Annotated in this window: 24 protein-coding genes and 1 other RNA gene; 15 read left to right on the plus strand and 10 right to left on the minus strand. The window is 70.2% G+C overall.

All coding sequences use genetic code 11. From position 1 onward, the window contains the following. Window positions 1-274 (plus strand): cobalamin biosynthesis protein (locus ACXAID_RS16365; RefSeq protein WP_475023263.1); only part of this gene is annotated, 274 nt, incomplete at its 5' end. Here the strand turns inward: ACXAID_RS16365 and ACXAID_RS16370 are convergent. Genes ACXAID_RS16370 through ACXAID_RS16380 form a run of 3 tightly spaced genes read right to left on the minus strand, consistent with a single transcriptional unit; the run spans window position 228 to window position 2,249 of the window. Continuing rightward, the gene (locus ACXAID_RS16370; RefSeq protein ID WP_475023264.1) at window positions 228-1,067 is read right to left on the minus strand and encodes an SURF1 family cytochrome oxidase biogenesis protein; all 840 of its coding nucleotides are present in this window, start codon (window positions 1,065-1,067) and stop codon (window positions 228-230) included. The genes ACXAID_RS16365 and ACXAID_RS16370 overlap by 47 nt on opposite strands. Next, on the minus strand, window positions 1,067-1,570 hold the full coding sequence (locus ACXAID_RS16375; protein WP_475023265.1) for a low molecular weight protein-tyrosine-phosphatase: 504 nt from the start codon (window positions 1,568-1,570) through the stop codon (window positions 1,067-1,069). The genes ACXAID_RS16370 and ACXAID_RS16375 overlap by 1 nt, the downstream gene beginning before the upstream one ends. After that, on the minus strand, window positions 1,563-2,249 hold the full coding sequence (locus ACXAID_RS16380) for an HAD-IA family hydrolase (RefSeq protein ID WP_475023266.1): 687 nt from the start codon (window positions 2,247-2,249) through the stop codon (window positions 1,563-1,565). The genes ACXAID_RS16375 and ACXAID_RS16380 overlap by 8 nt, the downstream gene beginning before the upstream one ends. A gap of 90 nt (window positions 2,250-2,339) precedes the next feature. Here ACXAID_RS16380 and ACXAID_RS16385 point away from each other — a divergent pair, with 90 nt between their 5' ends. The 3 genes from ACXAID_RS16385 to ACXAID_RS16395 are packed head-to-tail and all read left to right on the plus strand — an operon-like array spanning window position 2,340 to window position 5,316. Then, on the plus strand, window positions 2,340-3,467 hold the full coding sequence (locus tag ACXAID_RS16385; RefSeq protein WP_475023267.1) for a Nif3-like dinuclear metal center hexameric protein: 1,128 nt from the start codon (window positions 2,340-2,342) through the stop codon (window positions 3,465-3,467). Further along, entirely contained in the window at window positions 3,464-4,201 is a 738-nt protein-coding gene (locus ACXAID_RS16390) for a zinc ribbon domain-containing protein (protein WP_475023268.1), read from the plus strand. The genes ACXAID_RS16385 and ACXAID_RS16390 overlap by 4 nt, the downstream gene beginning before the upstream one ends. Continuing rightward, on the plus strand, window positions 4,198-5,316 hold the full coding sequence (locus ACXAID_RS16395; RefSeq protein WP_475023269.1) for a bifunctional RNase H/acid phosphatase: 1,119 nt from the start codon (window positions 4,198-4,200) through the stop codon (window positions 5,314-5,316). The genes ACXAID_RS16390 and ACXAID_RS16395 overlap by 4 nt, the downstream gene beginning before the upstream one ends. On the opposite strand, the gene ACXAID_RS16400 is transcribed toward ACXAID_RS16395, so the two are convergent. After that, on the minus strand, window positions 5,307-5,888 hold the full coding sequence (locus ACXAID_RS16400; RefSeq protein WP_475023270.1) for a helix-turn-helix domain-containing protein: 582 nt from the start codon (window positions 5,886-5,888) through the stop codon (window positions 5,307-5,309). The two genes, ACXAID_RS16395 and ACXAID_RS16400, sit on opposite strands and share 10 nt — an antisense overlap. Window positions 5,889-5,934: 46 nt before the next feature. Here ACXAID_RS16400 and ACXAID_RS16405 point away from each other — a divergent pair, with 46 nt between their 5' ends. Both ACXAID_RS16405 and ACXAID_RS16410 read left to right on the plus strand, forming a co-directional pair. Continuing rightward, on the plus strand, window positions 5,935-6,849 hold the full coding sequence (locus ACXAID_RS16405) for an NAD(P)/FAD-dependent oxidoreductase (protein ID WP_475023271.1): 915 nt from the start codon (window positions 5,935-5,937) through the stop codon (window positions 6,847-6,849). Continuing rightward, a complete protein-coding gene (locus tag ACXAID_RS16410) occupies window positions 6,846-7,487 on the plus strand; it encodes a class I SAM-dependent methyltransferase (protein WP_475023272.1) in 642 nt (213 codons plus the stop codon). Before ACXAID_RS16405 ends, ACXAID_RS16410 begins: the two co-directional genes overlap by 4 nt. Here ACXAID_RS16410 and ACXAID_RS16415 read toward each other — a convergent pair. The 3 genes from ACXAID_RS16415 to gntH all read right to left on the minus strand — a co-directional run bounded on the left by ACXAID_RS16415 (window position 7,479) and on the right by gntH (window position 11,426). Then, the gene (locus ACXAID_RS16415; RefSeq protein ID WP_475023273.1) at window positions 7,479-8,963 is read right to left on the minus strand and encodes a glutamate-cysteine ligase family protein; all 1,485 of its coding nucleotides are present in this window, start codon (window positions 8,961-8,963) and stop codon (window positions 7,479-7,481) included. The two genes, ACXAID_RS16410 and ACXAID_RS16415, sit on opposite strands and share 9 nt — an antisense overlap. A 121-nt stretch (window positions 8,964-9,084) precedes the next feature. Then, a complete protein-coding gene (locus ACXAID_RS16420) occupies window positions 9,085-10,110 on the minus strand; it encodes a CobW family GTP-binding protein (protein WP_475023274.1) in 1,026 nt (341 codons plus the stop codon). Continuing rightward, window positions 10,110-11,426: a guanitoxin biosynthesis MBL fold metallo-hydrolase GntH gene (gntH, locus tag ACXAID_RS16425; RefSeq protein WP_475023275.1), complete on the minus strand. Its 1,317-nt coding sequence runs from the start codon at window positions 11,424-11,426 to the stop codon at window positions 10,110-10,112. The genes ACXAID_RS16420 and gntH overlap by 1 nt, the downstream gene beginning before the upstream one ends. A gap of 191 nt (window positions 11,427-11,617) precedes the next feature. Here gntH and ACXAID_RS16430 point away from each other — a divergent pair, with 191 nt between their 5' ends. Together ACXAID_RS16430 and rnpB are read left to right on the plus strand one after the other, a co-directional pair. Further along, window positions 11,618-13,105 carry an HNH endonuclease signature motif containing protein gene (locus ACXAID_RS16430; RefSeq protein ID WP_475023276.1) on the plus strand — a complete coding sequence of 496 codons (1,488 nt, stop codon included), beginning with the start codon at window positions 11,618-11,620 and terminating at the stop codon, window positions 13,103-13,105. A gap of 6 nt (window positions 13,106-13,111) precedes the next feature. After that, window positions 13,112-13,508, plus strand: an RNA gene (gene rnpB, locus ACXAID_RS16435) — RNase P RNA component class A. Here rnpB and ACXAID_RS16440 read toward each other — a convergent pair. Further along, a complete protein-coding gene (locus ACXAID_RS16440) occupies window positions 13,502-15,010 on the minus strand; it encodes a CYTH and CHAD domain-containing protein (RefSeq protein ID WP_475023277.1) in 1,509 nt (502 codons plus the stop codon). The genes rnpB and ACXAID_RS16440 overlap by 7 nt on opposite strands. A gap of 107 nt (window positions 15,011-15,117) precedes the next feature. On the opposite strand from ACXAID_RS16440, the gene ACXAID_RS16445 reads away from it, so the two are divergent. Further along, entirely contained in the window at window positions 15,118-15,897 is a 780-nt protein-coding gene (locus tag ACXAID_RS16445; RefSeq protein ID WP_475023278.1) for an enoyl-CoA hydratase/isomerase family protein, read from the plus strand. A gap of 1 nt (window position 15,898) precedes the next feature. Here the strand turns inward: ACXAID_RS16445 and panB are convergent, their stop codons facing one another. Continuing rightward, window positions 15,899-16,756, minus strand: coding sequence for a 3-methyl-2-oxobutanoate hydroxymethyltransferase (panB, locus tag ACXAID_RS16450; protein WP_475023279.1), 858 nt, complete (start codon window positions 16,754-16,756; stop codon window positions 15,899-15,901). 162 nt (window positions 16,757-16,918) lie between these two features. Here panB and ACXAID_RS16455 point away from each other — a divergent pair, with 162 nt between their 5' ends. The 4 genes from ACXAID_RS16455 to ACXAID_RS16470 are packed head-to-tail and all read left to right on the plus strand — an operon-like array spanning window position 16,919 to window position 21,890. After that, window positions 16,919-18,310: a WS/DGAT/MGAT family O-acyltransferase gene (locus ACXAID_RS16455; protein ID WP_475023280.1), complete on the plus strand. Its 1,392-nt coding sequence runs from the start codon at window positions 16,919-16,921 to the stop codon at window positions 18,308-18,310. A 45-nt stretch (window positions 18,311-18,355) separates the two neighbouring features. Then, on the plus strand, window positions 18,356-19,888 hold the full coding sequence (locus tag ACXAID_RS16460) for an alpha/beta hydrolase (RefSeq protein WP_475023281.1): 1,533 nt from the start codon (window positions 18,356-18,358) through the stop codon (window positions 19,886-19,888). Beyond that, on the plus strand, window positions 19,882-20,331 hold the full coding sequence (locus ACXAID_RS16465; protein ID WP_475023282.1) for an N-acetyltransferase family protein: 450 nt from the start codon (window positions 19,882-19,884) through the stop codon (window positions 20,329-20,331). Before ACXAID_RS16460 ends, ACXAID_RS16465 begins: the two co-directional genes overlap by 7 nt. 56 nt (window positions 20,332-20,387) lie before the next feature. Then, window positions 20,388-21,890 carry an alpha/beta hydrolase gene (locus tag ACXAID_RS16470; protein WP_475023283.1) on the plus strand — a complete coding sequence of 501 codons (1,503 nt, stop codon included), beginning with the start codon at window positions 20,388-20,390 and terminating at the stop codon, window positions 21,888-21,890. A gap of 7 nt (window positions 21,891-21,897) precedes the next feature. On the opposite strand, the gene ACXAID_RS16475 is transcribed toward ACXAID_RS16470, so the two are convergent. After that, on the minus strand, window positions 21,898-22,350 hold the full coding sequence (locus tag ACXAID_RS16475) for an NUDIX hydrolase (RefSeq protein ID WP_475023284.1): 453 nt from the start codon (window positions 22,348-22,350) through the stop codon (window positions 21,898-21,900). Window positions 22,351-22,469: 119 nt separating this feature from the next. Between ACXAID_RS16475 and glnA the strand changes: the two genes are divergently transcribed. Then, window positions 22,470-23,810 carry a type I glutamate--ammonia ligase gene (gene glnA, locus ACXAID_RS16480; RefSeq protein ID WP_475023285.1) on the plus strand — a complete coding sequence of 447 codons (1,341 nt, stop codon included), beginning with the start codon at window positions 22,470-22,472 and terminating at the stop codon, window positions 23,808-23,810. 55 nt (window positions 23,811-23,865) lie between these two features. After that, window positions 23,866-25,822 (plus strand): bifunctional [glutamine synthetase] adenylyltransferase/[glutamine synthetase]-adenylyl-L-tyrosine phosphorylase (locus ACXAID_RS16485; RefSeq protein ID WP_475023286.1); only part of this gene is annotated, 1,957 nt, incomplete at its 3' end.

Here is a 25,822-nt window from a genome sequence, read left to right on the forward strand (position 1 = left end):
GCGCCGCGACGCGGCCAAACATCCAAGCCCCAACGCCGGGGTGGCCGAGGCCTCGTTCGCCGGGGGGCTCGGCGTGCGCCTGGGCGGGCCCACCCAGTACGCCCACGAGCTGGAGATCCGCCCGACGCTCGGCGACGGTCGCATCCCCGAGGTCGGCGATCTGGCGCGGGCGGTGCGGTTGTCGCGGGCGGTTCAGCTGCTGGCCGCGGCCGTCGCGATGGCCTGGGTCAGCGTCGCCGCCCGTAGCGGTCGGCGAGCTTCTGCTCGGTGGTGAGCGGTGCCGGGTTGTCGGCGGACGCGGCGTCCTCGCGGGCGGCGGCCTCCTCGCGTTCGCGGCGGCGCACCTTGAGCTCGGAATAGACGAAGTAGCCGACGCCGATCGGCGCGATGATCCCGAACGCGATCCACTGGATGCCGTAGGACAGGAACGGTCCGGCGTCCAGATGGGGCAGCGGGATCACCCCGAGCCCGCCCGGCTGATCGGCCACCAGCTGCAGATACGAGCCGGCCAGCGGGACCCCGGTGAGCGCCGAGATCTGATCGATGTTGATCGAATACACCTGCTGGACACCGTCGGCGGTGAACGGATCCTTGTTCGTCGCCACCGGTTCCGGATCGCGCAGCCGGGCGGTGATGGTCACCGTCCCGGAGGGGGCCGGGTCGATGGCGGGCACCCGGGATCCGTTGACCGGACGCACGTATCCGCGGTTGACCAGTACCGTCGGGCCGTTCTGGACCTGGAACGGCGCCAGCACCTCGAAGGCCGGATCGCCTTCGACCGAGCGCAGCCGGGCCAGCACCTGCCCGTCCGGCAGATACCGGCCGGTCGCCGTCACCCGCTGCCACTGGTCGTCGGGGGCGGCCGAGTCCTGGCCCGGCAGCACCGCCGACAGCGGCATCGGCTCGGCGTCGAGTGACCGTGAGATCTGCGCGTTCTCCCGGGAGGTCTGGGTGTTCTTGCCCAGCTGCCACGGCGCCAGCACGGTGAAGCACAGGTAGGCGAAGACCGCCACCACGACGTAGAGCGCCAGCCACTGCGGACGCAGCAGAAAGGCCCAGCGCCGCATCAGCCGACCTGCTCCGTGCCGGCCAGCCGGTCGTCCACCCAGTCGTGCAGCCCGGGAAGCGCCGCCTCGATCACCGTGAAGACGTCCTCGAAGTCGCTCTGGCCGCCGTAGTAGGGGTCCTCGACGTCCGGGGTGTGTGCGCCCGATCTCGGGTCGAACGCGCGCAGCATCCGCAGCCGCTCGGCCGGAACCCCCAGCTCCTGCAGCATCCGGAAGTGGTTGCGGCCCAGCGCCACGATCAGGTCGGCGGCCAGGTGATCGTCGTCGAGCTGCGCCGCCCGGTGGGTGCTCGGATAGCCGTGTTCGCGCAGCACGTGGCCGGCCCGCCGGTCGGCCGGCTCACCTTCGTGCCAGTGGCCGGTGCCCGCACTGGTCACGCGGACGACGTCGGCCAGCCCCCGTTCGCCGAGCTGGTGGGCGAACATCTTCTCGGCCATCGGGGAGCGGCAGATGTTGCCCGAGCAGATGAACGTGACGTGCAGGCGCACCGATCGATCAGACACCCAGCACCGTCCGCAGCTCGTCGACCGTCGCCACGTGGGCGACGGCTCCGCTGTCGCCGTCCTGGAAATCCTGGTGGCCGTGGCCCCACTCGACCACGATGGTGCCGATGCCGTGCGCGGCGGCGCCCTCGACGTCGTGCGAGCGGTCACCGATCATCACCACCCGCTCGGGCAGCGGGTCCAGCTGGGCCAGGGCGTGGGCCAGCACCTCGGCCTTCGCGGAGCGGGAGCCGTCCGGGCTGGCTCCGGCGATCACCTCGAAGTGACTGTCCAGGCCGAAATGGGTGAGGATCCGATGGGCGGTCGGCTCGGCTTTCGACGTGGCCACGGCCAGCCGCACGCCGGCGGCCCCCAGGTCGGCCAACAGCTCGGTGATCCCGGGGAACGGGCTGTTCATCGACCATCCCCGGGCGGTGTAGTCGGCGCGGTAGGCGGCGATCGCGGCGTCGGCCTGCTCGCCGAGACCCAGCTGGCCCAGCGTGATGTGCATCGGGGGCCCGACGATCCTGGCGGCCAGGTCACCGTCGGGAGCGGTCGCGCCCACGGCGTGCAGCGCATGCCGGAAGCTGGCGACGATGCCCTCGGCCGAATCGGTCAGCGTTCCGTCCAGATCGAAGATCACCAGGTCGCCGCGGTCCACCCGCGTCGTGGTGCCGATGCTGCCCAGCGTGTCCGTCACGGCTCCATTGTCCCTGAATCGCCCGCGTGGTCCGCAATCGGTCAACGGTCGGTGCCCGGGGCGGTTGGACCCGCGCATTAGTGTCGTGATGTGGCAACTCGACTCGGCGACGTCATCGACGTGCTCGACGCGGCCTATCCGCCCGCGCTCGCACAGAGCTGGGATTCGGTCGGCCTGGTGTGCGGCGACCCGGCCGAGGTCGTCGAGTCGGTGACGGTCGCGGTCGACGCGACCCCCGAGGTGGTGGCGCGAGTCCCGGAGGGCGGGCTGCTGCTGGCGCACCATCCGCTGCTGCTGCGCGGGGTCGACTCGGTGTCGGCGGACTCGGCGAAGGGCGCGCTGATCCACTCGATGATCCGCACCGGGCGCGCGCTGTTCACCGCCCACACCAACGCCGACAGCGCCGCGCCGGGGGTCTCGGACGCCCTGGCCGCGGCGCTGGGGCTGCAGGTCTGCGACGTGCTGGACCCGGCGCCGGCGGGCCCGGCGCTGGACAAGTGGGTGGTGTTCGTGCCCACCACCGATGTCGAGGCGGTGCGCGCGGCGATGTTCGCCGCCGGTGCCGGTCACATCGGCGACTACTCGCACTGCAGTTGGAGCGTGACCGGCACCGGGCAGTTCCTGCCCCACGACGGGGCCTCCCCGGCGATCGGGCAGGTCGGCACCGTCGAACAGGTCTCCGAGCAGCGGATCGAGATGGTCGCCCCGGCGGCGCGCCGCTCCGAGGTGCTGGCCGGGCTGCGCGCCGGCCACCCCTACGAGGAACCGGCGTTCGACATCCTGGCGCTGCAGACCCCGGCCGGCGACGTCGGCCTGGGCCGGATCGCCGAGCTACCCGAGCCCGAGCCGCTGTCGGCCTTCGTGGCCCGGGTGCGTGCCGGCCTGCCGGCCACCTCCTGGGGGGTGCGCGCCAGCGGAGACGGTGCGGCGCCGGTGTCCCGGGTAGCGGTGTGCGGCGGCGCCGGCGACTCGCTGCTGGCCACCGTCGCCCGGGCCGGCGTGCAGGCCTACGTCACCGCCGACCTGCGACACCATCCCGCCGACGAGCACCGCCGCGTCTCCGACGTCGCGCTCGTCGACGTCGCACACTGGGCCAGCGAGTACCCGTGGTGCGGACAGGCGGCCGACCTGCTGCGGGGCCACTTCGGCGCCTCGCTGCCGGTGACGGTCTGCGACCTGCGCACCGACCCCTGGAACATCGAGGAAAGCAGTGCATGAAAGCTGACGTGTCACAGCAGCGGTCGCTGCTGGAACTGGCCGAGTTGGACGCCGAGATGAGCCGGATCCAACACCGGACGAAGAATCTGCCCGAGCAGTCGGCGCTGGACACCGCCCGCGGTGCGCTGCGCGAAGCCAACGACCGGCTGGCCGCGGTGCAGCTGGCGCTGGAGGACGTCGACGCGGTGGTCGGCAAATCCGAGACCGAGATCGACGGGGTGCGCCAGCGGGAGGACCGCGACCGGGCGCTGCTCGCCGGCGGAACCTTGGACCCCAAGCAGCTCACCGAGTTGCAGCACGAGCTCGACACGCTGCAGCGGCGGCAGTCGAGTCTGGAGGACTCGCTGCTCGAGGTGATGGAGCGGCGCGAGGAGCTCGCCGCAGAGCGCGACCGTGAGCTGGCCGGCATCGACGACCTGCAGACCGCGGTGACCGACGCGCAGCGCTTCTGCGATCAGGCCCGCTCCGACCTGGCGCACCGCAGCTCGTTGGCGCAGTCACGGCGCGAGGAGCTGGTGGCCGGCATCGATGACGCGCTGGTAGCGCTCTACGAACGCCAGCGGGCCCGCAGCGGTGTGGGCGCCGGTGCGCTGCAGGGCCGGCGGTGCGGAGCCTGCCGGATCGAGATCGACAAGGGGGAGCTGGCGCGGATCGCCGCCGCCGCCGACGACGAGGTGCTGCAGTGCCCGGAGTGCTCGGCGATCCTGTTGCGCGTCAAGGTGTCCGGCGGATGAGGGTTCGGGTCGAGGCCGACGGCGGTTCGCGCGGCAATCCCGGGCCCGCCGGCTACGGCGCGGTGGTGTGGGACGCCGACCGCGAATCGGTGCTGGCCGAGGTGAAGTCGGCGATCGGCACGGCCACCAACAACGTCGCCGAGTACCGGGGGCTGCTCGCCGGCCTGGAAGCCGCCGCGGGCCTGGGCGCCACCGATGTCGAGGTGTTCATGGACTCCAAGCTGGTGGTCGAGCAGATGTCGGGCCGCTGGAAGGTCAAACACCCCGACCTCGCGCCGCTGCACCGGCAGGCCGCCGAGCTTTCCCGAGGCTTCGACCGGGTGCGCTACACGTGGATCCCGCGGGCCCGGAACTCCGATGCCGACCGGCTGGCCAACCAGGCCATGGACGCCGCTGCCGGCGGTGAGTCGGAGGCCGCCGGGGCCCCCGGGACAGCCGAGCCCGCCGATCCGGCGCCGAAGACCGAAGTGGTCACCAACCCGGCCGGCTGGACGGGCGCGCAGGGCGCACCCACCCGACTGTTGTTGCTGCGTCACGGGCAGACCCCGCTGTCGGTGGAGCGCCGCTACTCCGGTCGCGGCAACCCGGCGCTGACCGAACTCGGCACCCGGCAGGCGGACGCGGCGGCACGCTATCTGGGGCAGCGGGGCGGAATCGACGCGGTGCTGTCCTCGCCGCTGCAGCGCGCCTACGACACGGCCACGGCGGCGGCCAAGGCGCTGGACCGCGACGTCACCGTGCACGAGAACCTGACCGAGACGGACTTCGGTGACTGGGAGGGGCTGACGTTCGGCGAGGCGGCCGAACGCGACCCGGAGCTGCACGGGCGCTGGCTGCGCGACACCGCGGTGTCGCCGCCGCGGGGGGAGAGCTTCGACGCTGTCGCGGCGCGCATCGCCGCCGCTCAGGAGTGGATCATCAGCCGGTACGCCGGAAAGACGGTGCTGGTGGTCTCGCACGTGACCCCGATCAAGACGCTGCTGCGCCTGGCACTGGACGCCGGCCCGGCGATGCTCTACCGGCTGCACCTGGATCTCGCGTCGCTGTCCATCGCGGAGTTCTACCCCGACGGGGCGGCCTCGGTGCGGCTGGTGAACCAGACCGCCTATCTGTGATCGCTGTGCAGGTGTAGCCGCTCGCCATGCGGGCCGAGCAGCGTGATGGCCTCGACCGGGCCGTCCACGGCCCCGAACCAGTGCGGCGTCCAGGTCGAGAACTCGACGGCCTCACCGGGTGTGATGGTGAAGTCGCGCTCGCCCAGCAGCAGCCGCAACCGGCCGGACAGCACGTACATCCAGTCGTAGCCCTCGTGGATCGGTAGGTCGGCAGGCGGTGTGCGCCGCCGCGCGCTGATCCGGATCTTGTAGGCGTGCAGGCCGCCGGCCGGGCCGTTGCCGGTCAACGGCCAGAAGGTGATCTGGTTGCGGGTGTGTGCGCCGCCGCGCACCCGGGGATCCTCGACGTCGGGTGCGCGCAGCAGCTCGTCGGCGCTGACCGACAACGCCGACGCCAGCCGGGGCAGGTGGTCGAGGGCCAGCCGCCGCTTGCCGGACTCGAGGCGGCTCAGTGTGGAGACGTCGATCGCCGAGCGGGTGGCCACGTCGTCGAGCGTCATGCCGCGCTGTAACCGCAACTCGCGCAGCCGCTTGCGGACCCGGGCGTCGACATCCCCGTCGTTTGCCTCCATGGCAAAACATCTTGGCATCGAGCGGGGGTGCGGGCAAGCTCGTGGCATGGACGAGCGATGGGAATGCGTGGTCGTCGGTGGTGGTGCCGCCGGGCTGAGTGCCGCACTGGTGCTGGGCCGGGCCCGCCGGCACACCCTGGTGATCGACGCGGGCGCGCAGAGCAACCTGGCCGCGCACGGAATCGGCGGACTGCTGGGTTTCGACGGCGTCGCGCCCGCCGAGCTGTATGCGCGGGCCCGAGCCGAACTGGCCGGCTATCCGTCGGTGCAGGTGCGTGCGGGTGACGTGGTGGACGCCACCGCCGCCGGTGCCGGCTTCCGGGTCGGGCTGGCCGACGGCGAGACCGCGACCACCCGGCACATCCTGCTGGCCACCGGCATGCGCTACGAGTCGCCTGCCATACCGGGCTTGGACGAACTGTGGGGGCGCTCGGTGTTCCACTGCCCGTTCTGCCACGGCTGGGAGGTTCGCGATCAGCCGCTGGCCGTGCTCGCCCAGGGGGAGCGCGCCGTGCACATGGCGACCCTGCTGCGCGGGTGGAGCGACGACGTGATGCTGCTGACCGACGGCCCGGCCGTCCTCAGCGGCGACGGCCGGGCCCGCCTGGCCGCCGCCGGGATACCCGTCGACGAGCGTGCGGTAGCCGAATTCGCCTCGAGCGGCGGCGAACTGGAGGCGGTGGTCTTCGCCGACGGCACCCGATGTGCGCGGCGCGCACTGCTGGTGTCCACGACGTTGCGGCAACGCAGCAGTCTCGCCGAACAGCTGGGCGTGACGCTCGCGGCGGTGAGCCCGGCTTCGCCCGAGGCCGTCGAGGTCGACGCGATGTACCAGACCTCGGTACCGGGGACATTCGCCGCCGGAGACATCTGCGCACCGATGCCGCAGGTCGCCGCCGCGATCGCGGCGGGTTCGGCGGCGGCGGCTTCGATCATGTCAACCATCACGGAGGAACGATGACCACATCAGAAGACAGCAGCGCGGACGCCAAGCAGCACTGGGAGGGCCGCTACGGCGAGCGGGACCGGATCTGGAGCGGACGCGTCAACGCCCGCCTCGCCGACGTCGCCGGGCAGCTCCGGCCGGGACGGGCACTCGACCTCGGGTGCGGTGAGGGCGCCGACGCGATCTGGCTCGCCGAGCGTGGCTGGGACGTGGTCGGCGTCGACATCTCCGAGACCGCGGTGGGCCGGGCCGGCGCCGAGGCGCAGGCGCGAGGTCTCGCCGACCGGGCGAGTTTCGCCCAGATGAACCTGCCCGAGGACTTCCCGGAAGGGGAGTTCGACCTGGTGTCGGCGCAATTCCTGCACTCGATGGTGCACCTGGACCGGCAACGGATCTTCGCCCGCGCGGCACGCGCCGTGGCACCGGGTGGGACGCTGCTCATCGTCGATCACGCTGCGGCGCCGCCGTGGGCCGACCCCGCCGCCCACGACCACGAATTCCCCACCGCCGGTGCGGTCGTCGACTCGATCGATCTCGGTGCCGGGCAGTGGGACCGGTTGCGCGCCGAGGCGGTGGAGCGGGAAGCGGTCGGCCCCGACGGGCAGTCGGCGGTGCTTACCGACAACGTGATCGTGCTGCGCCGCTCACGGTAGCGGCCATTCGTGTACCGGCGCGCCGGTGTGGGCGTTCTCCACATAGCGGCGGGTCATCTCGTGCAACGCGGTGATGCGCGCGGCGCCGCGCTGCTGCAGGCGGCGCACCGTCTCGGTCTGCCAGGCGGCGCCGGTGCGCCCGAGCCGGACCCGCTGCTCGATCACCCCGAGGTAGTGGTCGCGGTCGGCCCCGTGCACGCCCCACGCGTCGAGTCCGGCCGCAGCCGCCGGCAGCAACGTGTCCCGCATCAGCGGCTCGACGTCGTGGTCGGCGCCGAACCAGCTCAGTCGCGCCGCCAGGCCGTCGCGCGCCGCGCGGTGCAGATCGCGTGCGGCCCGCTCGAACGGTGTCTGGCGCCACGGGGCCTCACCGGCGGTCGCGCCGTCCACGACAGCGCGGAGCAGGCCGTAGTAGAAGGCCGCGTTGGCGATCATGTCGATCGCCGTCGGCCCGCTGGGCAGCACCCGGTTCTCGATGCGCAGCTGCGGGCCGTCCGCCTGCACGTCGTACACCGGACGGTTCCACCACCAGATGGTGCCGTTGTGCAGCCGCAGCTCGTGCAGCGCCGGGGCCCGTCCGGCGGCGAAGACCGCATCGGGATCCTCGTCCTCGAGCGTCGGGAACAGCGGCGGGTAGATGCGCACGAGGTCGTCGAAGAGCTGCACCGGGTCGTCGACCCAGCCTTCGCCGAGCTCGACCCGGGCCGCCGCGTGAGCTTTGACCTCGCCGGGCCGGCGGGTGTCGAAGAGCTGTTCCAGCAACGGGATCCGGGACTCCTGCCAGGCCTGCGCAGTGAGCAGGAACGGCGAATTGGCCGCGACCGCCACCTGGGCCCCGGCGATCAGCTGGGCGGCGTTGTAGTAGTCCGGGAACTGCTCGGGGGCCACCCGCAGATGCAGCTGCAGGCTGGTCGCGCAGGCCTCGGGGGTGACCGACTCGGGCGCGAAGTCCAACGGCTCGGTGCCGTCGGTGATGTGGACCCGCAGCGGGCGGTGGCGCAGGGCCCGGATCCGCCGGCTCATCAGGGCGTAGCGCGGGTTGTTCGAGAGCCGCTCCACGGTCACATGATCGGCCCCGGCGGTGGGCAGCGTGCCGACGGACAGCAGCCTGGCGCCCAGCGGGGCGATCCGGCCGGCGGAGGTGTCGAGCACCTCGGACAGGATCTTGTGGCTGTCCCGCAGCACCGTGCCGGCCAGCCGGTGCGGGGCGAAGTTGAACTCGACGTTGAACTGTCCGAGCTCGTGTTTCATGTCCGAGCGGTTCAGCCGGGCCAGCACCGCGTCGTTGATCAGCCGTGGTCGCCCCAGCGGGTCGACGAGGTCGAGTTCGACCTCCATCCCCATCGAGTCCTCGTGCCCGGTGAACATCCCGGAATCGACCATCTGGCGCAGCACCGCCACGGACCGCCGCAGACGGTGGTGAACCTCGTCGCCGCGGTCGAGGACCAGGGCTGAGGCATCGATGCGATCACCCACGGCGCTCTCCTCGGGTGGCAGGCAACAAGCGGTACTGCGACATCGCCGACGCATGCCGATTTTCTCATGCGCACCCACAGGCCGCGTCGGTGGCGACGGTGTTGCCGGGAACCCGGCGCGGTCAGTCCGGGGCCGGCTGCGCGGCAGCGGTCACGGCGCACGTCTGGAAGAGGCGGTACAGCTCCGCTGCGTCGATCCGCCTGCCGATCGCCACGATCTCACTGGTCTGCTCCGAGGCCGGCCGGTCGAGTTCGACGGGGGTGATGTCGCAGCGCCGGCCGACGACCTGAAGTGAGTGCGGCGCGTCGGAGTCGGTGGTGTAGATGACTCCCTTGCACCGGTAGACCGAGGCGGGGAGTTCCCGGCTGACCATGCGCTGCAGCGCCTCGCCGCGGAACCGGTCCCGGGTGCGGTGGCTCCAGCGGTCGAGCGGGGGACCGTCGCGCTGCACAGCAGGGTCGGGTAGGGCCGGGATTCGGCTCGGGTCGAAGCGCCCCGCACCGAGCAGCGCGTCGAGCGCGACATCGCCCCGGACCGCCTCGATGATGCGGATCCGCTTGATGTGCAGGTCGATCCAGTCGCGGATCACCTCGATGTGGACAACTCCGACGAGGTCTGTCTTGTTGAGCACGACCAGGTCGGCGAAGGCGATCTGGCGCAGTTTCAGCGCGGTGAGCCGATCGTCGTCGCCGTCGCGGAACAGACCCTCGGCGTCGACGAGGCAGATGACGCTGTCGATGCGCAGCAGGCCGGCATACCGGGCGTCGAGGAACGTCATCACGATGCCCGCCGGGTCGGCTATCCCGCTGGCTTCCAGTATCACGTAGTCGAGCGCCTCGGGCCGGTCGAGCAGACCTTCGACGGACGCCACGAGGTCGTCGCGGATCTCGCAACACACGCATCCGTTGGCCAGGCTGATGGTGTTCTCCTCGACGCTGTGCACCAGTGCCGCATCGATGTTGACCGCCCCGAAATCGTTGACCAGCACGCCGACCCGCAACCCGTGCCCGCCGGTCAGGATCCGGTTGAGCAGCGTGGTCTTGCCGGCCCCGAGAAACCCGGTCAGCAGCGTGATCGGCACCGGTCCGCGGCTCGGCGCGGCCGGGGTGCGCGGAGCGGCCGCCAGCAGCCGGGCCTCGGACTCCATCAGGGCTTACGCCATTGCGGGTCGAGTTCGATCCCACGCTGGGCCAGCATCTCCCGCGGGTTGATCGTGACACCCGGCCACGACTGCGTCGGCACCCGGAAAGTGTCGGGCGGATAGTACTTCTCCGGATCGATTTCCAGATCACGGACGAACTGCTCCTGCTGGTCCTCCCGCGGGCTGCGCGGGGTGGGCAGCGCGATCGACTCCGGCAGCGGTTCGCCGGGGCCGACGAACCAGCGGGGGTCCATCGAGGCGGGTGCGGCGCCGTTGGGCAGAACGGCCTGACGCGACCAGATGGCGTCCTTGGTGATGTTGACGACATTGAGGTCGAACCCGAACATGAACAGCCCGTCCCAGTGGGAACGGATCTCGGCCACCGATTCGGCCATGAGCGCGTCGTCGCTCCACTCGAAGTGACAGACCGCCGCCATCCGGGGCTGAGCCTGGGCGAACATGTAGCCCGCCGCGTAGTACGGGGTGTGGAAGATGTCCATCGAGTACTCCCACAGCTTGGCCGGGGCGCCCACCTTGAGCCCGGTGAGCCAGGGAGTGTCGATGGTGCCCTCGGTGACGAACAGGTCGGCGCCCGCGCCGTACTGCACCGACAGCTCGTCGGGTCGCCCGTCGCCGGTCCAGACGAACGACAGCCCGGCGTCCTCCCAGTCCAGCCGGTACGCCGAGGCGCCGTCCTTGACGTGGGATCGCGGCCAGTGCCGCACCGTGACCCCGTCGCGCTGGTAGCAGACACCGTTGCGCTCGGTCCAGTCGAACTCGTGCACCTCGATCTCCAGCCCGTCACCCACCGGGATCGCGTTGAAATTCTCCTCGTGCCAGCGATTCATCCTGCGCATGTTCTCGACCATCGCCGCGGTACCCAACTCCGGGGTACGGCCGGACGGGCCGTACACCCGCAACGGTTCGAAACCGCCGGAGAACGCCCGGAACGGATACATGTAGGGCAGGTCGGCGAAATGGTCGGTGTGCAGGTGGCTGATGAAGATGTCGTTGATCAGCGCCGCGGGCACCTGAAGTGCGATCGCATGGCCGATGCTGCCGTTGCCCAGGTCGAAGAAGAACCGGCGCGGCTGATCGGTGCCGTTGCCGAGCTCGACCAGGATCGAGGTTCCCTTCTGCAGCCCGTTGGGCGGCCACGGCGAGCTGCCCAGAAACGTCACCCGCATCTCGTGTTCGGGCAGCACCTCGGTGCCCGGCAGGAACATGTTGCGGTTGGTGATCGCAGGCCACGGCCGGAAGTAGTCGGGCAGGCTGATCCCGCCGCCCGGGCGGCCGCCGTAGGGGTTGGTCGGATCGGACATTCCAGGCGCTCCTTTGCGGTCACTTTCATGACTGGCTGGGGCACCTCGTCGTGCACCGGCGCCGCCGGGCGTCGCGTCACGCGAACGCACCGCACAGTAGATCTACTCGCAGGCGCATCCGCACGCATTTCGGTGAACTGTGGTGACCGGCACGCCGGAAGATGTCGGTCGAGCACGGTAAGATCGAACGCATGTTCGAGTCGATGTTCGCCGACGTCGCCGATGACGCGTTGGTGGGCACGATCGAGGACCTGCGCCGGCAAGAAGCGGTCATCGCGGCACGCCGGCTGGCCGCCATCGCCGAACTGGTACACCGCACCGTCGACGAGGACGACGAGCGGGGCCACTGGGCGTTCGATCCGTGGGACGGCACCGCCGCGCGCGTCGGTGCGGCGCTGAACATCGGCCACCGCCGGGCCTCGGGTCAGATGCACCAGGCGGTCGCGTTGCGCGATCGGCTCCCCGCGGTCGCCGAACTGTTCCGCCGTGGCGACATCGACGCCCGGCTGGTCTCGCAGCTCACCTGGCGCACCAACCTGATCGACAGCGACGAACTGATCGCCGTGGTCGACACCCAGTTGGCTGCTGCCGCAGCGCGATTCGGCCCGCTTTCGCAGACCAAGATGCAGACGGCGATCGACGCGGTCATCGCCGCCCATGATCCTGACGCTGTGCGCCGGAGCCGGGACAACCTCCGCACCCGGGAGCTGAACATCGGTGCTTGCGACGACGCCGACGAGATCACCGCGATCTGGGGCCGACTGTCGGCCACCGACGCCGCGGTACTCGAACGTACGGTCACCGCGATGACGGCGCAGGTCTGTGACGCCGATCCGCGTTCGACCGGCGAGCGACGCGCCGACGCCCTGGGTGCGTTGGCCAACGGCAACGACCGGCTGGCCTGCCGGTGTGGGTCCCCGTGCTGCCCGGCCGCGGGCGAACAGCCCTCCTCGAACGTCGTTATCCGGGTCATTGCCGACCAGGCCGCCGTGCAGGCCGCCCATACGATCGTCACCGCCGGGAGCGGTCCCACCGCGCAGAGTCCGGTGGCCACCCCCGCCCCGTCGCGGCGTGGAACCGCGCTGCTGCCGGGTAAAGGCGCGCTACCCCCGGTGGCGTTGGCCGAGGCGATTCGCGGCGGAGCGCTGATCAAGCAATTGGTAGTGCCCTCCGGAGACGCCGAACCGCGCTACCGGCCGTCGGCCGTGCTGGCCGAGTTCGTCCGCGCCCGCGATCTGTTCTGCCGCTTCCCTGGCTGCGACGTGCCCGCCGAGCGGTGCGACATCGACCACGTCGTCCCGTGGCCGACGGGGCCGACCCATCCGTCGAACCTGAACTGCAAGTGCCGTACCCATCACCTGATGAAGACTTTCTACGGCGGACCCGGCGGGTGGTGCGACACCCAGTACCCCGACGGCACCGTTGTCTGGACCGCACCGGATGGGCGCACCTACATGACCCGCCCAGGGAGTCGGCTGTACTTCCCCACGTGGGACACCACCACCGCCGATCTGCCGCCACCCGGCGCGGCGCCCCCGCCCGGCCCAGGGCGCACCACGATGATGCCCCGGCGACACCGCACCCGGGCCGCCGAGACCGCCGCACGCATCAAGGCCGAGCGTGAACTGAATCGCGGGTCGCCGTTTCCGGAATCGGCGTCCCAACCAGTACCGTGTTAGAGCGGATGAGCTGGCTGGGCGGCCGCGGCACCCCCGGGTGTCGAGGAAAGTCCGGACTTCACAGAGCAGGGTGATTGCTAACGGCAATCCGAGGCGACTCGCGGGAAAGTGCCACAGAAAACAGACCGCCACCCTCGCGGTGGTAAGGGTGAAACGGTGCGGTAAGAGCGCACCAGCATCCCGGGTGACCGGGGTGGCTCGGCAAACCCCACCCGAAGCAAGGCCAAGAAGGCCGCAACCCGGTTGCGGTCGCGCAGGCGCTCGAGGGTAGCTCGCCCGAGCCTGCGGGTAGGCCGCTCGAGGCACCCGGCAACGGTGTGTCCAGATGGATGGTCGCCGCCTCGCCGCCGTGGTCTTCTGCGGCGGTGCGGAACAGAATCCGGCTTACAGGCCAGCTCATCCGCCCCTCGAGGAGCTGCGCACGGACTTGTCGAGATCCTTGAGCGCGTCCTCGATCTGAGCCTCACACTGCCGGGCGAGGTCATCCTCCTGCTGATAGAGCAGTCCGTAGGTGAACGTATCCTCCCCGGCGGCGTGCGCGATGTCGGCCTGCCGGCTCAGGTGCGAACGGCTGACCACGCTGTCCTGGTGGTCGCCGAGCAGGGTCTGGATCACCTTCGCGCGGCCGGCCACCTTGTTCTGGCCGGTGGCCGCGGCGGTGTAGCGGAGTTGTTTGGCACGCTTGCGGATCCGGTGCAGCACCTCGTCGCTGTCGACGTCCGGATCGGCTGCGGCCTCCCGGGCGGCCTTGGCGGCCTTGCGGACCCGGCTGTAGGCCGAGTCGATCGTCGCGTCGGCGGGCCGCTGCTCACCGGGAGCCGGTGGCGGAGGCTCGGCGGCTGTGAGAGCCTCCAGCGCGTCGAGAAGACGGAAGTAGCGCTGCGACCGCATCGCCGCCAGAGATCGCCTCCAACCGGTCTGGTAGCGCTTCTTGGCCCCGTCGACCAGTCGCTCGCGCACGGGTCCACGAACATTGGCGGCCGGCAACGCGTCCAGGGCGTGCTCGTAGCGCTCGGCGAGCACCTCGGCGTCGCGTGCCACCCCCAGCACCGCGGCCAGTTGGCGCAGCTCGTCGAGCACCCAGTCGTCGTCCGCGATGCCGAACGAGCCCTCCGAGGACTGCAGCAAGCTGCGGATCTTGCGGGTCGTCACCCGCATCTGGTGCACCGAGTCGTAGACGTCGGACCGGACCGCGCGGTCCCATTCCAGCAGTTCTTCGACGTTGCCGGCCACCGCGCGGTGCAGCGGATCCGACGACACGTGCGCCGAGCCCTGTTCGGCCGGGCCGCTGGAGTCGAGCACGCGAGCCAGCTTCGATCCGTGCCCGGCGGGCACCGCTCCGGCGTCGAACAGCCGGTTGGACAGCCGGTCCAGCAGCGCGGGGTCGGCGCCCTCGGCCAGTTCGAGTTCCCACTCCCGCCACTGCACTTCGTCGCCGCCCGCCGCGCTCGCGGTGACCTGGTCGTCGCAGAACTCGGCGACCGCGTAGCCCCCGGGCCCGTAGAGCATCTCGATGCTCCTGGACGTGCTGATCCGCGCCACCGGCGCCAGCGGGCGGTCCCGCACGATCGCGAGCACCACGTCGCGAAGCGAATCGGGAACGTCGTGAACATCCCCGCCCTCCAGCGGAGCCCGCACCTCGGTGCGGGTGTCCGCGCCGGCGGGCAGTTTCAGATGCCAGCCGGCATCCGAGCCGCCGGTCCGCCGGCGCAGCGTGATCTTGTGACGGGCCAGATCCCGGCCCGGCGTGTCGAAGTAGACGGCGTCGAGGGCCTGGGCAGGTGCCCGCTCGACCCGTGCGACGGAGGACAGACCCTCGAACGAGGGCGTCACGGTGGACTCGACAACCTCGAACTTGCGCTCGGTCTCCGTGTACCTGGAGGTTTCGGGCGATTTTGGAGCCATGGTCACCTTTGTCCGGGGCGGGGCGGGGACCCATAGCGTGCCATATTCGGGTGAACCCGAGGGCCCGCGGGCGCGGCCGCCAGCTGGCCGGCGTTACAGTCCAGGCTGTGAGTGACTACCAGACCATCGCCTTCGAGCAGGCCGGACCCATCGCCCGGATCACCCTGAACCGACCGGACGCGGCCAACGGCATGAACGCCGCGCTGACCGGTGAGCTGGCCCACGCCGCAGCGCGTTGTGACCGCCCCGGCACCAAGGTCGTGGTGCTGACCGGCGCCGGGCGGTTCTTCTGCGCCGGCGGTGATCTGAAGGAGTTCGCCGCGGCGGAGAGCCGCGGCGCCCAGATCAAGGGGGTCGCCAACGACCTGCACCGCGCGATCTCGACGTTCGCACGGATGGACGCCGTGGTGATCACCGTGGTCAACGGCACCGCGGCGGGCGCAGGCTTCTCGCTGGCCGTCACCGGCGATCTCGTCCTCGCCGCCGAATCGGCGTCGTTCACCATGGCCTACACCCGCGTCGGGCTCAGCCCGGACGGCAGCTCGTCGTACTACCTGCCCCGCCTGATCGGCATGGCCAAGACCAAACAGCTGATGCTCACCAACCGCACCCTCTCAGCGCAGGAGGCGCTGGGGTGGGGCCTGGTCACCGAGGTGGTGGCCGACAGCGAACTGAGTTCGCGCGCCGACGAACTGGCCACCCAGATGGCCGCGACCGCCGCCGGCTCCAACGGCGGGGTCAAGGCCCTGCTGCTGGGCACCTTCGGCAACGGACTCGAGGAGCAGATGGAGCTCGAGGCACGACTGATCGCCGAGCGCGCCGAGTCCGCCGAGGGACGCGAAGGCGTGGATGCGTTCCTCGCCAAGCGCAAAGCGGAGTTCGGCTGACCTAGAAGGAGTGCTGCTCGGCCGGGAACGTCCCGGTCGCCACCTCGCTGGCGTAGTCGCTTGCCGCGCGGCGTAATTCGTCACCGACAGCACCGAAGCGCTTGACGAACTTCGCGGTCTTGCCGGTGGTCATTCCGGCCATGTCCTGCCAGACCAGCACCTGCGCATCGCAGTTGGGGCCGGCGCCGATACCGACGGTCGGGACCGTCAGCTTGCCGGTGATCTGGGTGGCCAACTCCGCCGGGACCATCTCCATGACCACGGCGAACGCGCCGGCCTCCTGGACCGCGATCGCGTCGTGAATGGTCTGCTCGGCGGCGTCGCCGCGGCCCTGCACCCGGAAGCCTCCGAGGCCGTTGACGCTCTGCGGGGTGAAGCCGATGTGCGCCATCACCGGGATACCGGCCGCGCTCACCGCGGCGATCTGGTCGACGACCCGCTCGCCGCCCTCGAGCTTCACCGCGTGGGCTCCGGTCTCCTTGAGGAAGCGCGTCGCCGTCTGCAGGGCCTGCGCCGGCCCGCCCTCGTAGCTGCCGAACGGCAGATCGGCCACCACCAGCGCATGCGGTGCGCCCCGCACCACGCCGCGCACCAGCGGGATCAACTCGTCGATCGTCACCGGCACAGTGGTGTCGTAGCCGTAGACGACGTTGGCGGCGGAATCGCCGACCAGCAGCACCGGGATGCCGGCCTGATCGAACACGGCGGCGGTGGAGTAGTCGTAGGCCGTCAGCATGGCCCACTTGTGGCCCTCGGCCTTCCACTTGTGCAGGTGGTGGGTGCGCACCTTCGTCCGCGGGGCGGCAGGTGGCGCTTCGGTCGAATCGGCGACAGCACCGTATACGGTCTGCTCAGACATCGTTGTCCCCTCATCGGGTGGGTCGTTCGAATCCTCGAGGCCGAAAGAACTGGTCCCCGGGTTTCGCTGACGCCTTCAGTCTGCCACCACGTCACCAGAAGTTGAACGGCGCGTTAAGTGGAATCGCTCACACCGGCCGCGGACCCGCATACGATCGGCGGCATGCAAAGGCTCAGCGGACTCGACGCAAGTTTCCTGTATCTGGAATCGGCCGCACAGCCGCTGCATGTGTGCTCGATCCTCGAACTCGACACGGCAACGATGCCGGGCGGCTACACCTTCGACCGGCTGCGTGACGGCCTGACCCAGCGGATCAAGGCGATGCCGGAGTTCCGGGACAAGGTGGCCGACAACAGATTCAATCTGGATCACCCGGTGTGGGTGGAGGACAAGGACTTCGACGTCGACCGCCACCTGCACCGCATCGGGCTGCCCTCCCCGGGCGGGCGCACCGAGCTCGCCGAGATCGCCGGGCACATCGCTTCGCTGCCGCTGGACCGCACCCGCCCGCTGTGGGAGATGTGGGTGATCGAGAACGTCGCCGGAACCGACGCCCACAACGGCGGGCGCATCGCGGTGATGACCAAGGTGCACCACGCCGCCGTCGACGGCGTCACCGGAGCAAACCTGATGTCGAAGCTGTGCACGACCGAGCCGGACGCGCCGCCGCCCGACCCGGTCGACGGGTCCGGGGACGGCAGCGACCTGGAGATCGCGATCAGCGGCGCCGTCCGGTTCGCGACCCGGCCGTTGAAGCTGGCCAACGTCGTGCCGATGACGGTGTCCTCGGTGGTCGACACGGTCAAGCGGGCCCGCAACGGCCTGGCGATGGCGCCCCCGTTCGCGGCGCCGCAGACCGCGTTCAACGCCAACGTGACCGGGCATCGCAACGTGGCCTTCGCCCAGCTCGACCTCGAGGGCATCAAGAAGGTCAAGAACCACTTCGGTGTCAAGGTCAACGACGTGGTGATGGCGCTGGTGTCCGGCGTGCTGCGGAACTACCTGCTCGACCGCGGCGAGCTGCCGGCCAACTCGCTGGTCGCGATGGTGCCGGTGTCGGTGCACGACAAGTCGGACCGGCCCGGCCGCAATCAGGTCTCGGGGATGTTCTCCCGGCTGGAGACCAGCATCGAAGGCCCCGCCGAACGTCTCAAGGCCATTGCTGCCGCCAATTCCGTTGCCAAGCAGCATAGTTCGGCTATCGCGGCGACGCTGCTGCAGGACTGGACCCAGTTCGCCGCGCCGGCAGTGTTCGGGGCCGCCATGCGCGTCTACGCCAGCAGCCGGCTGTCCGGCGCCAGGCCGGTGCACAACCTCGTCGTGTCCAACGTCCCCGGACCCCAGGTACCGCTGTACCTGCTGGGGTGTGAGGTCACCGGCATGTACCCGCTGGGCCCGGTCTTCCACGGCTCGGGGCTGAACATGACGGTGATGTCCCTGTCGGGGAACCTCGACGTCGGAATCGTGTCCTGCCCGGAACTGCTGCCCGACCTCTGGGACATGGCCGACGCCTTCGAGCGGGCCCTCGACGAGCTGCTCGACGCGACTCGGTAGCCGCCTCGCCAGGGCCGATGCCGGTTCATGGCAGCATGTGGTGCCATGAGGCTCACCACCGGGGTCGTTCGATCCGGTCTAGCACTGATCACCGCGGCGTTACTGGTCGCCGGTTGCAGCACGGTGGTGGAAGGCCGCGCGCGGATCGCGGTGCCCAGGCCGGGAACACCGATCCAGTGGGCTCCGTGCCAGGTCGGCTCGTCGGACGAGTCGCGCATCCCGCCCGGTGCCGAGTGCGGGTTGTTGTCGGTGCCGGTCAACTGGGACAACGCCGAGGACCCCAACGGTGAGGTCGCCCAGATCGCCATGATGCGGTTCCCCGCGACCGGGGACAAGATCGGCTCGCTGATCATCAACCCCGGCGGACCGGGGGAGTCCGGGGTCAAGGCGGCGGCGTCGATGGCCGCGACGCTGCCCGAATCGGTGCGGGAGCGGTTCGACCTGGTGGGATTCGACCCGCGGGGGGTGGCGAACTCGACTCCGGCGCTGTGGTGCAACAGCGACGAGGACAACGACCGGCTGCGCGCGGACAACGTGGTGGAGTACACGCCCGAGGGTGTGGCGCACATCGAGGAGCAGACCAAGCAGTTCGTCGACCGCTGTGTCGAGAAGATGGGCAAGGACTTCCTGGCCAACGTCGGAACCGTCAGCGTGATCAAGGATCTCGACGCGATCCGGGCCGCGCTGGGCGACGAGAAGCTCACCTATCTCGGTTACTCGTACGGCACCCGCATCGGTGCCGGCTATGCCGAGGCCTATCCGGAACGGGTCCGCGCGATGATCCTGGACGGTGCGGTGGACCCGAACGCCGACCCGATCGAAGCCGACGTCCGCCAGGCCGCGGCGTTCCAGCAGGCGTTCGACGACTACGCCGCCGACTGCGCGCAGAGCCCGGACTGCCCGCTGGGCACCGACCCGGACAAGGCCGTCGACGTGTACCACTCCTTGGTCGACCCGCTGGTCGAGACCCCGGCCGACACCACCGACCCGCGCGGGCTCAGCTATAACGACGCGGTCGTCGGGACCATCCTGCCGCTCTATTCGCCGAGTCTGTGGCGCCATCTCACCCAGGGGCTCCAGGAGCTCGAGGAGGGGCGCGGTGACACCATGCTCACGCTGTCCGACCTGTACATGGGCCGTGACGCCGAGGGCCGCTACAACAACTCGACCGACGCGCGGGTTGCCGTGAACTGCGTCGACAAGCCGGCCATCACCGACCGCGAGACGATCGTCGAGCAGGATCGCCGGATCCGGGAGGCCGCGCCGTTCATGAGCTACGGCGAGTTCACCGGCTACGCCCCGATGTCGACCTGCGGGTTCTGGCCGGTCCCGCCGACCAGCAGCCCGCACGAGATCCAGGTCAACGGGCTGCCGCCGATCCTGGTGGTGTCGACCACCAATGATCCGGCCACGCCGTACCAGGCCGGCGTCGACCTGGCCGAGCAGCTCGGCGGCACCCTGGTGACCTACGAAGGCACTCAGCACACCGTGGTGCTGCAGGGCGACAGCTGCATCGACGAGATCGCGGCGAACTACCTGATCGACTTGACGGTCCCGCCGGCCGGCACTCGATGCTGACCATCGCCACCGTCGACGAAACCGATCTGCCCGATTTGTTGCCGATGATGCGGGCCTACTGCGACTTCTACCGGGTGGACCCGGCCGAGGAGCGGCTCACGGCGATGTCGCGATCGCTGATCGCCGAGCCATCCGAAGGGGTCCAGCTGATCGCACGCGGCGCGGATGCAACACCGGTGGGCTTTGCGACGATCTTCTGGTCATGGCAGACCCTGTACGCCGCGCGTGTCGGCGTGCTCAACGACCTTTTCGTCACCCCGCGGTCGCGGGGGTCCGGCGCCGGACGCGCGCTGATCACCGCGGGTCTGCAGCAGTGCCGCGAGCGGGCAGCGGCGAAGCTGGTGTGGGAGACCGAGCCGGACAATGTGACCGCGCAACGGCTCTACGACGGTCTGGGCGCCGAGAAATCGACGTGGCTGACCTACGAGCTCGACGCCGGATAACGGCCCGGTCACCGTTGCGTTCCAGAGGGAGACCCGCGTCCGGGTCGCATGTCACCATGGCTGCCATGTGGCGGGTGGGCTGGCTGTCGATGGCGTTCGTCGTCGTGGCGGCGGTGCTGTGTCCGCCGGCCGGCGCGGCTCCGCAGCCGGCGTGGCGTTCGTGCGCCGAGTGGATCGGGGATGTCTCGCGGGTCCCCACCGCGCAGTGCGCGACGGTCGCGGTCCCGGTCGACAGCCAGATTGACTACGCCAATCCTCAAGGGGCGCAGGCGCAGCTGGCGGTGATCAGGGTCCCGGCGGCGGGGCCCAAGATCGGCATGCTCGTCGTCAACCCCGGGGGGCCCGGCGCTTCGGCCGTCGACACCGTCGCCGGGATGGCCGCGGCGCTGGCGGGCAGCCCGATCACGGACAGCTTCGACCTGGTCGGCATCGACCCGCGCGGCGTCGGTCATTCGACGCCGGAACTGCGTTGCCGCACCGACGCCGAGTTCGACGCCGACCGGACCGAGCCGATGGTCGACTACAGCCCGGCCGGAGTGGCCCACATCGAGGACCTCAACCGCGAATTCGCCGCCCAGTGCCTCAACCGGATGGGTGCGGACTTCCTGGCCAACGTCGGCACCGCGCCGGCCGTGCGCGACATGGACGCGGTCCGCGCTGCGCTGGGCGACGAACAGATCAACTATCTCGGCTTCTCCTACGGCACCCAGCTGGGCGCCGCCTATGCCCAGACCTACCCCGACCGGGTGCGTGCGATGGTGCTCGACGGCGCCATCGACCCCAGCCTGGACCCGATCACCAAGAGCATCAACCAGATGGCCGGGTTCCAACGGGCCTTCGACAAGTACGCCGCGGACTGTGCGCAGTCGGAACAGTGCCCGCTGGGCACCGACCCCGCCCAGTTCGTCGCCCGATTCCGGCAACTGGTCGACCCGCTGGTCGCCAACCCCGCACCGACCTCGGACCCGCGTCCGCTGAGCTATCAGGACGCCATCACCGGTACCGTCAGCGCGCTGTACTCGCCGCGCTACTGGACCTACCTGACCAGCGGTCTGCTGGGGCTGCAGCGCGGCACCGATCCGATCGACCTGCTGCTGCTCGCCGACGACTATCAACGGCGCGATTCGACCGGGCACTACCAGAACCGCCAGGACGCCTTCACCGCCATCCGCTGCGTCGATGCTGTCTATCCGGACGATCCAGCGGTGTGGGCCGAGGCGGACCGGCGCATCCGCGAGGTGTCCCCGTTCACGTCCTACGGCGAGTTCACCGGCTACGCCCCGCGCGACGAATGCGCGTTGTGGCCGGTGCCTCCCACGACGCGGGCCGCTCCGGCGACGTCACCGGGCCCCGGCAAGGTCGTCGTGGTGTCCACCACGGGCGACCCGGCCACCCCGTACGAATCCGGCGTCGCGCTGGCCCGGCAGATGGAGGCGTCGCTGATCAGCTTCGACGGCGCCCAGCACACCGTGGTGTTCAACGGTGACGCCTGCGTCGACACGGCGATCGTCGACTTCCTCGTCGACTCGGTGCTGCCGCCGGCCGACCTGTGGTGCTGACAGGCGCTCACCCGAATCGGCCCGCCGAGGTTGCGCCCAGGAAATCGGACTGCTCGGTGTGCATCGCCGCCGGTAACTCGGTGAACCAGCCGAACCGCTCGGCCTCGTCGTTGACTTCGATGCGGCCGTTGTAGTCGTCGACCTCGAAGACGATGCCGACCGGGCTGTCCAGTCCGTTCTGGTAGTGGCTGGGGTACTCGATATAGCCGAGGGGATGGGCGGCGCCGACCTCGATGCCCAGTTCGCGGCCCGCGATCCGGTGTACGGCGTCGGTCAGCGGTTCGGCGAAACGGGCCGTCCCCCCAGGTAGGTGCCACAAGCCGGAGCAGGGCCCGATGCTGCGCAACGTGAGTAGGACGCCGGCCTCGGATCTGATGACGATCTCGACGGTCAGCCGCGGGACTTTGCTGTATATGGTGTGGAACTCGGCAGGGGTCAGCGGGTGCCGGTCACTGCTCATGGGTGGGTGCTGACCTCCGGGAGTCTGGAATGCCGCCACCTGATCAGACGTAACCGAATCCGTGGACCGGGGCGAACGGACGTAACACGGATTTAACAGGCGGAACCTACGCTGCGGGCATGGATCGGCAGAAGGAATTCGTGCTGCGCACGCTAGAGGAGCGTGACATCCGCTTCGTCCGGCTGTGGTTCACCGACGTGCTCGGATTCCTCAAGTCGGTGGCGATCGCGCCCGCTGAGCTGGAGGGCGCCTTCGAAGAGGGCATCGGATTCGACGGCTCGGCGATCGAAGGCTTCGCCCGGGTGTCCGAGGCCGACATGGTGGCCCGGCCCGATCCCTCGACGTTCCAGGTGCTGCCCTGGACCAGCAGCGCCGGCGAACATCACTCCGCCCGGATGTTCTGCGACATCACCATGCCCGACGGTTCCCCGTCGTGGGCCGACTCCCGGCACGTGCTGCGCCGCCAGCTGTCCAGGGCCAGCGACCTGGGCTTCTCCTGCTACGTGCATCCCGAGATCGAGTTCTTCCTGCTCAAGCACGGGCCGCACGACGGCACCGAGCCGGTGCCCGCGGACAGTGGCGGCTACTTCGACCAGGCCGTGCACGACTCGGCCCCCAACTTCCGCCGCCACGCCATCGACGCGCTCGAGCAGATGGGCATCTCGGTGGAGTTCAGCCACCACGAGGGCGCACCCGGGCAGCAGGAGATCGACCTGCGCTACGCCGACGCTCTCTCGATGGCCGACAACGTGATGACCTTCCGCTACATCGTCAAGGAGGTCGCCCTCGGCGACGGGGTCCAGGCCTCGTTCATGCCCAAGCCGTTCGCCCAGCACCCGGGCTCGGCGATGCACACCCACATGAGCCTGTTCGAGGGCGAGAACAACGCCTTCCACAGCCCGGACGATCCGCTGCAGCTCTCCGAGGTCGGGAAGTCCTTCATCGCAGGCATTCTCGAGCACGCCACCGAGATCAGCGCCGTCACCAACCAGTGGGTGAACTCCTACAAGCGACTGGTCCACGGCGGCGAGGCGCCGACGGCGGCCTCATGGGGGGCGGCCAACCGTTCGGCGCTGGTCCGGGTGCCCATGTACACGCCGCACAAGGCGTCCTCGCGGCGGATCGAGGTGCGCAGCCCCGACTCGGCGTGCAACCCCTACCTGACCTTCGCGGTGCTGCTGGCCGCCGGACTGCGGGGCGTGGAGAAGGGCTACACGCTGGGACCGCAGGCCGAGGACAACCTGTGGAGTCTGACCTCGGAGGAGCGCCGGGCGCTGGGCTACAAGGAACTGCCCGGCAGCCTCGGGGTCGCGCTGGCCGAGATGGAGGACTCGGAGCTGGTCGCCGAGGCGCTCGGCGAGCACGTCTTCGACTTCTTCCTGCGCAACAAGCGCACCGAGTGGGAGAACTACCGCAGCCACGTCACCCCGTTCGAGCTGAAGACCTACCTGTCGCTGTAGCCGTTTCGCCGAAGCCTCGGCAGCGGCGGCCACTGCCTGCACTACATTCCTAGGCGTGGCCAAACCCGCGACGCAGCGCCCCAAGCTGCCCGGCGTCGGGCGGCTCGGACTGGTGGGGCCGACGGCGCAAGCCGACCTCGACCAGCTCGGCTGGAACACCGATGCGCACATCGAACTGTTGTGGTCGCTGTCCCGCGCGCCCGATGCCGACACCGCGCTGCGTGCGGTGGTCCGGCTGTCCGAGGCGCTGGGCGCCGGATGGGACGAACTCGACGGCGCCCTGCTCAAGGACCGCGGACTGCGCGGGCGGCTGTTCGCGGTGCTGGGTTCTTCGCTGGCATTCGGTGACCACTTGATCGCTAACCCCGAGAGCTGGCATCTGCTGGCCGGCAACGTCAAGCTGCCCGACCCCGGGGAATTGCGCGAGCTGTTCGCCGCCGAGGCCGGCCGGCACGCCAACGCCGCCGCGGCGGTGGGGCCGCTGCGGGTGGTCTACCGCAACCGTGTCCTGGTGCTGGCCGCCCTCGACCTGGCCCCGACCGTGGAGAACGAGCCGGTGGTGGGGTTCACCGAGGTCGGTGCACACCTCGCCGATCTCGCCGACGCGGCGCTGGGTGCCGCGCTGAGCGTGGTGACCCGCTCGGTGTGCGGCGATGGCACCACCCCGCCCGCGCTGGCCGTCATCGCGATGGGCAAGTGCGGAGCCCGGGAGCTGAACTACGTCAGCGACGTCGACGTCATCTTCGTCACCGGGGACGGCTCGCACAGCAGCGTGGCACTGGCCACCCGGATCGCCGGGGAGATGATGCAGCTGGCCACCGATGCGTTCTTCGAGGTGGATGCCGCGTTGCGGCCGGAGGGCAAGCAGGGGCAGCTGGTGCGTTCCCTGGACTCCCATATCGCCTACTACGAGCGGTGGGCCAAGACCTGGGAGTTCCAGGCGTTGATGAAGGCCAGGCCGGCCGCCGGCGACATGGATCTGGGCAGGCGCTACATCGAGGCGCTCGAGCCGATGGTGTGGACGGCCTGCGAGCGTGCGGACTTCGTGCCCGAGGTGCAGGCGATGCGCCGCCGCGTCGAGGAGCTGGTGCCCGCCGCGGTGCGGTCGCGGGAGCTCAAACTCGGGACCGGTGGCCTGCGCGACGTGGAGTTCGCGGTGCAGCTGTTGCAGCTGGTGCACGGCCGCAACGACGACTCGCTGCACGTCGCCTCCACCGTCGACGCCCTGACCGCGCTCGGGATGGGCGGATACGTCAGCCGCGACGACGCGGCCAACATGACCGCGTCGTACGAGTTCCTGCGGCTGCTGGAGCACCGCCTCCAGCTGCAGCGACTCAAACGCACCCACCTGCTTCCCGAGATCGGCGACGACGAGGCGATGCGCTGGCTGGCCCGCGCCGCGCACATGCGCCCCGACGGCACCCACGACGCACTGGGGGTGTTGCGCGAGGAGCTGCGCCGGCAGAGCCACCGGGTGTCGCGGTTGCACGCCAAGCTCTTCTATCAGCCGCTGCTGGAATCGGTCTCGGCCAGCGAGGTCGAGCTGTCGGTCGGCATGAGCACACAGGCCGCCGAGCGGCAGCTCGCCGCGCTCGGCTACGAGGGGCCGCAGAGTGCCATCACCCATCTGGTGGCATTGACCGGTGGCTCCGGGCGGCGCGCGCGGGTCCAGCAGGTACTGCTGCCCACGCTGCTGGACTGGCTGTCCGACACGCCCGATCCGGATGCGGGCCTGCTCAACTACCGCCGCCTGAGCGACTCGATGGCCGACCATCGATGGTTCCTGGCCACTCTGCGTGACGAGGGTGCCGTGGCCAAGCGGCTGATGCACGTACTGGGTACCTCGGCGTACGTCCCGGAACTGCTCATGCACGTCCCCGAGGTCATCCAGCTCTATGGCGACGGTCCCAACGGTCCCAAGTTGTGCGACGCCGAGCCCGACGGGGTGGCGCGCTCGTTGGTGGCCTCGGCCGCCCGGCACAGCGACGCGGCCCGCGCGATCGCGGCTGCGC

The organism is Mycobacterium sp. ABE4_509 (assembly GCF_056160785.1).